We start from the raw sequence: 3,557 nt of genomic DNA on the forward strand, positions 1-3,557 counted from the left end.
GTCTTGTCATTGCATGGTAGAGACAGCGCTACCCCTACTGCTCGGTCAGTCGCGCCAGAGGCGGACTGACCGTAGAGAAAAGGGATAGGGGAGCAACCCCTATCCCAAGCAATGAGGGATGCCTTTACCCTGTTTTTATTTGATCTCTATCTCCTGTTTAATCCCTTTCAGTGCGTTAGAGACAATCTCTAAATCTCTCTGGAATTTTTCATCCTCCGGACTTTTCTCCATTGCTTTTTTCATGAATGCTTGCGCTTTGGCATATTCCCCTTTCCTGAAATATACCCATCCCTGAGTATCGTAAATGATCTCCGGGTGAGATGGCTTCAAAGACAGAGCTTTCTCACAGAAGACCAATGCCCGGTTGAGGCTTTGGTTCTTTCTGACCATCTCCCAGGCAGATCTCTGGAGCAAATCAGCTATTTTATCCTTCTGGGTTGAGTCAGGTCCCCAAGCTATAATCGAATCTATTTTTATCATTGCTTCATCCGCCCTATTTAATCTGAGACCGGCAGTGGCTAAAAGTAATTCGAGAGAACCCTTTTCCTCTTTTTTAATATTCGACATTTTCAATACCTTTCCCCCTTTTTCTAACACCCGATCATATTTTCCTCGAAGCAGGTCAAGCTGAATTAAATTGATCCGGGATGTGACCAAGGAAGAGTCCATCTCTATACTTCTTTCGAACTCTTTCTCTGCCAGATCAAATTTTCCCTGGCTGGCATATGCTTCACCTAAAAAATTATGATTCATGCCTGAACCATTCATCCTGACAGCTTTTTTATATTCTTCTTCTGCCTGTTCAAATTTACCGCTCCTGTTAAGAAGTAATCCTTTCCATTCGTGTATGTTCCCATAATCCGGAGCAAGGTTTTGGAGCTTAGCAAACCAGTCCTTTGATTCAGAATATCTCTGCAGTTCTAAGTTCAGACAACCCAGCAAAAATATCGCCTCCAGACAATATGGATTTTTATTATATGCCTGTTTAAGCTCTGGAATAGCTTTCACTTTACTCCCGGTATTAATGTAAGCTTGAGCCCTGGCTAAATATATATTGGCTGAATACCCCTTTATCTGCCAGATGCCGAAGATGGCAGTAAAAGTCGCAATCATAACATAAAGTATGACTTTCAATCCTCCTGGTAACTTTTTTGACGACAAGACATTCGACTCATTTCCCTCAGTTTTTTCAGAATATGAGATCAAAGCCATTAATAAAGAAATAGATAGCCAGAAGAAGAAATCGGGCCCAGTCCACCTCAAGCTGACGCAAACTAAACCCTGCACCAAACCCGCGCTTATTCCGGTGAGAAGTCCCGTAGCTATAATTCTTTGCTTAATCTCAGCTTTTGAGTAGATGAACTTGAGAGCCAGATAAAATACTCCAGATATAATCCAGAGAAAAAGCACCAGTCCGATTATTCCTGATTCTGACCAGATTTCCAGATACTCATTCTCCGCATGCAGAAGATTCCCGATAGGGACAAGTTTATAGAAATCCGGAAAAGTATACTGAGGAAAATAAATCTGAAAAGTCCCCAGTTCTGTCCCAAAAAAGAAATTGTGGCGGATAAGATTTAGAGTAGACTCCCAGATCTTCAGGCGGTAGAACATACTCCCCTCTCCCGGAGAGGTCTCCGAAAATCTTTTTGTGATGCTTTCTGCACCTGAGTCAACGAGAATGAAGAGAACGAGCACCGCAACGACCAACAGTCCCAGCAGTGCAAAGGACTTTCTTTTTTCAATAAAATCCCGCGATCTGCCGAAAACAATTGTTCCAGACAGCAAAAGAAAAGATAAAATCGAGGCTGTTATCGCTCCCCTGCTTCTGGTAAGGAGTAAACCCACTAATCCTAAAAGAAATATGGCAAGATAGACCAGCTTCTTTCTGTTTGCAGAGGTCAAGAAGAATACTGCTGTCAAAGGCAGGGTTATAGCTAAAAAGCTTCCCAGGAAATTAGGATTGCCAAAAGTGGAACTGATCCGGCTGGGGAAAGCTGGTATCCAGGCAGTAAAAGAAATTCCCAATACCTGCAGTAGGCCAATCAAGGAGACTAATGCGGTTGATATAATCACAGCTTTCACCAGGTAGGAAACTCTCTTGAAGTCTGAAACCAGGTTGACTACAAGAAGATACAGCAGAAAAAAGGAGATGATCCTCAGGAATCCGGAAAAAGAAGCATATTTATACTGGCTAAAAAGCAGTGACAGAAGTGCATATCCGCAGAAAACAAGGATCGGATATCTCAACGGAAATCTGATTTGCCATTTTTTGAATAAAATAAGACTAAGAATAAAAAGGAGAAATAAACCCAAAATAAAGGTTTGAAACAAAACAGTTTTCAGGAGGAAGTTGTGGCTCTGATTATAAGGAGAGCCGATTAAGGCGACCCCGATAATCAGGAGCCAAAGAAAAAGGATGAAACCGCTGCTCCTGAAAAAGTCTCTCATCAGTAAGAAGATAAATAAACCTTACCGTTAAATCCATTGAAAATTCCTATTTCGACTCATGGAAAATTCTTTAGCTTGCCCTCCCTTGCCATCAGGGATTACCACCCCTTTGTAGCTTTTAGCCGAAACATCTCTAAGCTCTTAGTAATAAGATAAAGTCTGTCCTAATGCCCTTTTTTACTTTTTTTGTGAAATCATTCACAAATTATTTGACTTTAAACCGATTTGTGGTATTTTGTTTTTGGGGAAGTAGGCTTCTTTGACAAATAAGAATTCCTAAAATGGAGAGGATTATATGGCTGAATTTCAAGTTCAAAGTCTGAAGGATATATCCAAAGTGACCCTGGTTTCTGTCCCGGACCTGCCCGGTATTGCTGCCAGGATTTTCGGCAGTTTGTGGTCGCACGGGGTTAATGTACAGTTGATAACCTCGTCCTCCAGCACCAGCGGGAAGGTAAACATCACTTTCGTGCTGGCAAAAAAAGATATGCAGTACGCGATGTTCGAGCTGAAAAAGATCAGGGAAGATATCAAAGCCCAGGAGGTATCAATCGACCCGGAAGTGGCTTTGGTGACTGTTACCCATCCCCAGCTCTCCCAGACCCCGGGAATAGCAGGAAGGGCTTTTGACACTTTAGCCTCCCATAATATCAACATTCAGGCTGTTTCGACTTCGATGACCTGTTTGCATTGCCTTATATCCAAGAACCAGCTTGAATTAGCTGCACAGGCACTGCAAAAAGAATTTGGATTGATTTAATTTTTTGAGATCTAGGTAATCGGTAGGGGCGGGGGAGCTCCCCTACTTTTTATCTCTGTCTGACTATATTCCCTTAAAAGAATCTGCAATAGATTTCTCAGAACAAACTCACTTAAGCACTACTAAAAACAGAGCAAGCAAGCTGAACAAGCTTTACCCCACTGTGCAGTTCTATATAGTTTTCAACAGATATGTAGAATTAGATGGTAGGGTAACTGGATCTTCCATTAACACGCACAGGGTATCGAAATATTTCAGGTTTAACAGGAGTCTAAAGCGGAATCCTTCGTGCCCATAGCATCAGCTAGATGGTGGGTCTCCACCTTTTATGAGGTAAGTAATTAAA

The 3,557-nt window shown here is 41.9% G+C and carries 2 protein-coding genes; one reads left to right on the forward strand and one right to left on the reverse strand.

Going from position 1 to position 3,557, the window contains the following annotated elements; all coding sequences use genetic code 11:
• Window positions 1-135: 135 nt before the first annotated feature.
• Window positions 136-2,250, reverse strand: coding sequence for an O-antigen ligase family protein (locus MUP17_03615; protein ID MCJ7458064.1), 2,115 nt, complete (start codon window positions 2,248-2,250; stop codon window positions 136-138).
• A gap of 496 nt (window positions 2,251-2,746) precedes the next feature.
• On the opposite strand from MUP17_03615, the gene MUP17_03620 reads away from it, so the two are divergent.
• Window positions 2,747-3,211, forward strand: a complete 465-nt coding sequence (locus MUP17_03620) for an ACT domain-containing protein (GenBank protein MCJ7458065.1) — start codon at window positions 2,747-2,749, stop codon at window positions 3,209-3,211.
• Window positions 3,212-3,557 lie beyond the last annotated feature (346 nt).

Source organism: Candidatus Zixiibacteriota bacterium (assembly GCA_022865345.1).
Lineage (GTDB): Bacteria > Zixibacteria > MSB-5A5 > MSB-5A5 > RBG-16-43-9 > RBG-16-43-9.

Excerpts from the sequence above, each read along its gene's own strand:
- MUP17_03620 (MCJ7458065.1), top strand. The coding sequence starts at position 2,747 with ATGGCTGAATTTCAAGTTCAAAGTCTGAAGGATATATCCAAAGTGACC.